Raw genomic sequence first — 5824 nt, 5'->3', positions numbered from 1 at the left:
TTCAGAAGCCTGAAAACGGAATGGATACCAGAGATCGGCTATCCCGATGTCGCTGCGGCGAAGCGATCTGTCACTGATTATATGATCGGTTACTACAGCACCCCCACTGTCACGCTAGTTGGAGTATCAGCGGCTGTTAGACTCTGAACCATATGGGGCGTGATGAGGTTCCGATGAAGTACTCCGACGAGCGCCGGGAGGCCATCCTCAAGAAGCTGCTCCCGCCGCACAACCGCACGGTGGCAGAAGTGGCCCAGGAAGAAGGCATCTCCGCTGCGACACTGTACCACTGGCGCAAGAAGGCTCGGCAAGCAGGCCGTTTGCTACCTGACCAGAGCGGTGATCCCGAAGGCTGGAGCTCGCAGGACAAGTTCCACGCCGTTCTGGAGACAGCGGCCCTCAGCGAGGCTGAGCGTGCCGAATACTGCCGGCAGCGTGGCCTCTATCCCGAACAGGTCCAGCGCTGGCGTGCGAGCTGTGAAGGCGCTAACGACCGAAGCGATGCCGCCACCAAGCAGCAGAGTGAGGCACGCAAGGCGGAGCGCCAGGAGAACAAGGAACTCAAGCGCGAGCTCCGCCGCAAGGAGGCCGCGCTGGCGGAAACCGCCGCACTACTGACATTGCGAAAAAAGGCCCGAGCGATCTGGGGGGACGAGGACGAATGATCAGCACCACAGATCGCCAGGACGCCATACAGCTGATCGATGAGGGGCGTGCCCAAGGGGCACGCCTGCAGTCGGCATGCGCTGAACTCGGCATCGGCACCAACACGTATCGCCGCTGGGTGCGGGGCGATCAGGATCGCCGGCCTCAAGCGGTGCGGCCTGTCCCGCGTCATGCCCTATCGCCGGAAGAGCGTCAGCAGGTGCTGGAGATTTGCCATCGTCCTGAGTTCGCCAGCCTGCCGCCTGGGCAGATCGTGCCGCGGCTGCTGAACGAAGAAGGCCGCTACGTGGCGTCAGAGTCCAGCTACTACCGCATCCTCCGGGAGCATGGTGAGCAGCACCACCGTGGCCGCGCTCGCGCTCCACGTCCCAAGGGCGACCCCCAGCGACACCGGGTGACACGCCCCAATGCCTGTTGGAGCTGGGACGTGACCTACTTACCGACCCAGGTGCGTGGTCAGTTCTACTACCTGTACATGATCGTCGACATCTACAGTCGCAAGATCGTCGATGCCGAGGTCTTCGACCAGGAGTCCATGGCCAATAGCAGCGAGGTAATCCAGCGTGCCGTGCTGCGCGAAGGCTGCATCAACCAGCCACTGGTATTACACGCCGATAATGGCTCCGCCATGAAAGGCTCGACGCTTCAGGCGACGCTGCAGCGGTTAAATATCACTCCGTCGTACAGCCGCCCTCGGGTCTCCAATGACAACGCCTTCTCAGAGTCGCTGTTCAGGACCTGCAAGTACCGGCCCGACTACCCGATGGACGGATACGAGAACCTGTCAGCGGCGCAGCAGTGGGTGACGCGCTTCGTGCAGTGGTACAACCACGAACACCGCCACAGCGCCATACGGTTCGTCACCCCGGGGGAGCGGCATGCCGGCCTGGATAACGAGGTGCTGGCAAGGCGAGACGCCATCTATGCCGAGGCGAAACGGCAACATCCCGGGCGGTGGAGCAGTGCCACCCGCAACTGGACACCGCGCCGGACAGTCTGGCTGAACCCCGACCAGGAAGACCCGCTGGTTCAACAGGATCAGCGATTAGAAGCCGCCTGATTACAGATTCCAACAAGCTTGACAGACATCGAGCAGCCTCAGGCCGCACAAGCATAACGATGGGATACCGCCGAACTTGGCAGAAAAGAACTACTGGAATGCTCAAAGATCGGTGGCCAAAAACACTTGACCACTACAACCGGATTGGCCATCCGAGGCCCAGCCTGCCATAGACATGATGTGGGTCGTTCTTTGCCCTTGCCACTCCCCGGCAGCCCTCAAGCGCGAGAGCTGGATGCACGACTCTGGCAGTGTGAGGCCTCTCTCTCACTGCCAAGCTTGTCGTGAAGAAATTCGATGAAGGTACTGATCCGTCGACTTGCATATCTGCCTTCCGGAAACACGGCGTACAGATTCACTTCAGGAATCCGATAGTCATTCAGCACAACTTCCAGTCGTCCGACCTCAATATCCTCTGCCACATCCACCATCGATTTAAATATCACTCCAGCCCCTGCGATCGCCCACTCGCGCAACGCGCCACCATCGCTGGCCATTCGGTTCCCCGCCACCGTCACGGAAAATACCTGCCCTGCCTCCTGGAACTCCCAATGGTTCTGGGGCGCTCCTGGGCGAGCGAGCACCATGCACTGGTGGGATGACAGCTCTGATGGGTGTTGGGGGCGCCCTGCGTCCTGCCAATAAGCAGGTGCCGCACACACAACACGATGGGTACTGACGAGACGTCGTGACGTCAAGCTTGGGTCCGCCATCGGCCCATGACGAATGGCCAGATCAAATCGTTCATCGACCAGGTCCAACACTCCATCGGATAGCACGAGTTCAAATTTTACTTCCGGGTGCTGTATCAGGAACTGATCGATCAGCCGTGGCAGGTGCGTGCGGCCAAAATCATTGGTCGCCGTCAGCCTGATGGTGCCACTCAGCGACCCTGTGCCCGAGATCCGCTCAAGAGCCTTGTCATACTCGGCCAGGATCCTTTCGCTGTCGTCTCGAAATTGTTCGCCTTCCGCCGTCAAATGCATGGCACGCGTTGTTCTGACGATAAGCTTGGCCCCGACCTGCTGCTCAAGCTTCTGTAAGGCTTGGGTGACCAATGACGGGGACTGACCTCGCTGACGGGCCACCGCCGCCATTGACCCACGCTCACAGATATCCACAAAAAGTTTCATTAACGCCAAGCGATCCATTATTCACCATCTAGTGAAGGATGAATTCATCAGTCGAGCATTTATTAGCAAAACAAACAATGCCACTGTCAGGGCCGACGGCATGGGCGACCCCTCCCATGATCATGCGCCACAGGACAGGAGAGTCTCATGAGCCAACATCACCTATTAGTCGCTGGCGCCAGTGGCGTCATCGGCCGTGCAGCAACATTGGCCTTTGAAGAGGCAGGATGGCGAGTCACGACACTCTCTCGCTCCTCAGAGGGTCCGGGAAGCGGACACCACATCAGCGCCGATCTCTTGGATATTGCCTCTTTGCGAGATGCAAGTGATGTACTGAGCAGCGTGACGCACGTATTTTACGCCGCCTTGAAACCGGATCCGGACCCTGCCACTGAAGCACAACAGAATGGCGACATGATGCGGCACCTCTTCCAGGTGCTTGAAGAATCCCAAGCGTCAATCGAGCACCAGGTCTTCGTACAGGGCGGGAAGGTCTACGGTGCTCACCTCGGGGTCTACAAAACACCGGCTCGAGAAGAGGACAGCCGGCATTTCCCCCCCAACCTGTATTTCGAGCATGAAGATCTGGCTCGCGAACTCGAAGGCAAGGGAATTCGTTGGACCGCATTGCGTCCCGACATCGTGATAGGCCATTCCCTGGGTTCAGCCATGAACCTCGGTAACCTTATCGGTCTCTATGGCACGCTTTGCCGGGAGCTCGGTGTTGCCATGCAATTCCCCGGTACGGCGCGTGCCTACGATATCTTGCTGAACATCTGCGATGCCGATCTGGTGGGCAAAGCCGCCCTGTGGGCCATCGCAGAGAACCAGCAAGGGCCCTATAACGTCACCAATGGTGATCAGATTCGGTGGCGCCACGTCTGGCCAGAGATCGCCAACTGGTTTGGGCTTGAGACTGGCGAGCCTCAACCTATTTCGTTGGAGACACGTCTCGCTGCCGTGTCAGGCACTTGGAAGACGCTTGCAGAGCGCCAAGGACTTGCCGAGACAGATATCGACAAGATTGCCCAAGGTGGCTTCGGAGATTTCATCTTCCATGTCGAAGAGGACGCTGTCTTTGATTTGACGAAGGCTCGCCAAGCCGGCTTTGCAGAAATGTGTCGCCGCTCACACCAGAGTCTCATTCAGCACCTTGAGGCCATGAAGGAACGCCGCCTGATCCCTTGACGTTTGATCACTCGACCCTCTGGTACGCACCTGCTCGATTCGCCCTAAGTGCTTGAGCGATGACGTACTACGGGGGCACTAACACGCTGACAGATAACCGCATGAGCCTATGCGGTTGCAGAGTAGACCGCCCCATGAGCGAGGGTCATAAAGCCTTCAAGTGACAGGAGTCAGGAGCCGTCACGACAAACAGGCCGCCTTCCATTAGCGGAGGTGGCCTGTCTCGTGCTGTCATCATGTATCGAACTATGATCAGCGCTAGCTTATAGCGTGAAGCCACCATCAACGGCGATGGCCTGCCCTGTCACGTGTTCGGCCTGGGCGAGGTAGACCACCAGCTGCCCCATGTCCTCAGGGGTCTGGGCGACTCCCTGGGGCAGCAGGCTCTTCTGCAGGCGCTCCCATGCAGCGGGCTCGCTTTCGCCTTCCTGACTCCAGCGTGCGGAGAGCCCGCTCTCGCCCCGCCACATGCCGGTACCCACCACGCCCGGGCAGATCGCATTGACGGTGATGCCTTCCGCTGCCACTTCCTTGGCGACGGCATTGGTAAAGCCGATGACCGCGAACTTCGAGGCACAGTAGTGCGACAGATCAGGAAAGCCGACCTTGCCGGCCATCGAGGCCACGTTGATGATCCGCCCGACGCGGCGTGAGCGCATCACGGCGACCTCGGCTTGAGTACACAGGAAGGTACCTCGCGCATTGACGTTCATGACGCGGTCCCACTCCTCCACCGTCAGCGCATCGATGGAATGGATGCCGATGATGCCGGCATTGTTGACGGCGATATCGAGCGGGCCGAGTCCGACCTCTGCCTCTTCAATCAAGCGCCGCACGGACGCCGCATCCGCGACATCGACCTGTAGCGCCAGACACCGTCTACCCAGTGCCTCCACTTTTGCCGCCGTCTCGCGGGCGATGGCGAGGTCCAGATCCGCCACCACGACATCCGCGCCCGCCTTGGCCAATGCCAGCGCGATCCCCTGGCCAATACCGCGCCCACCCCCTGTCACCAGTGCAATCTTGTCGTTCAGTTGCATGAGTTGTCTCCTGAATCTTTCACCGAAATCTGCAAATGCTGCGCTGCTACCATGACGCTGGCAGACTGCCCAGCGCCACTGGCCTCAGCTCAGATGGTGGACTTCCTGAAGGCCGTAGACCGGCGTCGGAATACCCTCGAGCCGCGCCTTGAGCTGCAGCGCCAGATACTGGGAATAGTGGCGCGACTGGTGCAGGTTGCCGCCGTGGAACCATAACGCCTGCTGCTGGGTCGGCTTCCACATGTTGCGCAGCTCGCCCTCCCAGGGCCCGGGGTCCTTGAGCGTATCGGAGCCCATGCCCCAGCATTTTCCGACCTTGTCGGCGACGTCCTGCGAGATGATGCGTGCCGCCCAGCCATTCATCGAGCCGTAGCCGGTGGCATAGACGATCAGGTCAGCGGGCAATTCCGAGCCATCGGTCAGAGTGACCGAGCGCGGATTGATGCGCTCGATGCCGACGCCACTGCGCAACTTGATGTCACCATTGGCGACCAGATCACAGGCGCCCACATCGATGTAGTAGCCGGAGCCGCGGCGCAGGTATTTCAGGAACAGGCCCGAGTCGTCATCGCCGAAATCGAGCAGGAAGCCTGCCGCCTCCAATCGACGGTAGTAGTCGGCATCACGCTTGCGAATCGCCTCGAAGATCGGGCGCTGGAAGTCAGGCAGTATCCGGTAGGGGATGAAGTGGACCCCATCCTTTGGACCACCTGACGGGTCGTCTAAGCTCGGATCAG

Annotated in this window: 3 protein-coding genes and 2 pseudogenes; 2 read left to right on the top strand and 3 right to left on the bottom strand. The window is 59.8% G+C overall.

Annotated elements, in window-relative coordinates:
- The first annotated feature begins 173 nt into the window (after positions 1-173).
- Positions 174-1726: pseudogene (locus QD208_RS17500) on the top strand (IS3 family transposase).
- A 218-nt stretch (positions 1727-1944) separates the two neighbouring features.
- Here the strand turns inward: QD208_RS17500 and QD208_RS17495 are convergent.
- Positions 1945-2877: a LysR family transcriptional regulator gene (locus tag QD208_RS17495; protein WP_279837677.1), complete on the bottom strand. Its 933-nt coding sequence runs from the start codon at positions 2875-2877 to the stop codon at positions 1945-1947.
- Positions 2878-3006: 129 nt separating this feature from the next.
- Here QD208_RS17495 and QD208_RS17490 point away from each other — a divergent pair, with 129 nt between their 5' ends.
- A complete protein-coding gene (locus QD208_RS17490) occupies positions 3007-4047 on the top strand; it encodes an SDR family oxidoreductase (protein WP_279837676.1) in 1041 nt (346 codons plus the stop codon).
- Between the two features lie 263 nt (positions 4048-4310).
- Here QD208_RS17490 and QD208_RS17485 read toward each other — a convergent pair whose 3' ends face one another.
- Together QD208_RS17485 and QD208_RS17480 are read right to left on the bottom strand one after the other, a co-directional pair.
- The gene (locus QD208_RS17485) at positions 4311-5087 is read right to left on the bottom strand and encodes an SDR family NAD(P)-dependent oxidoreductase (RefSeq protein WP_043336843.1); all 777 of its coding nucleotides are present in this window, start codon (positions 5085-5087) and stop codon (positions 4311-4313) included.
- A gap of 84 nt (positions 5088-5171) precedes the next feature.
- A pseudogene (locus tag QD208_RS17480) lies at positions 5172-5824 on the bottom strand (NAD(P)/FAD-dependent oxidoreductase); the annotation flags it as partial.

The organism is Cobetia sp. 29-18-1, from assembly GCF_029846405.1.
GTDB lineage: Bacteria > Pseudomonadota > Gammaproteobacteria > Pseudomonadales > Halomonadaceae > Cobetia > Cobetia amphilecti.
This window is presented reverse-complemented; position numbering and strand designations above follow the sequence as displayed.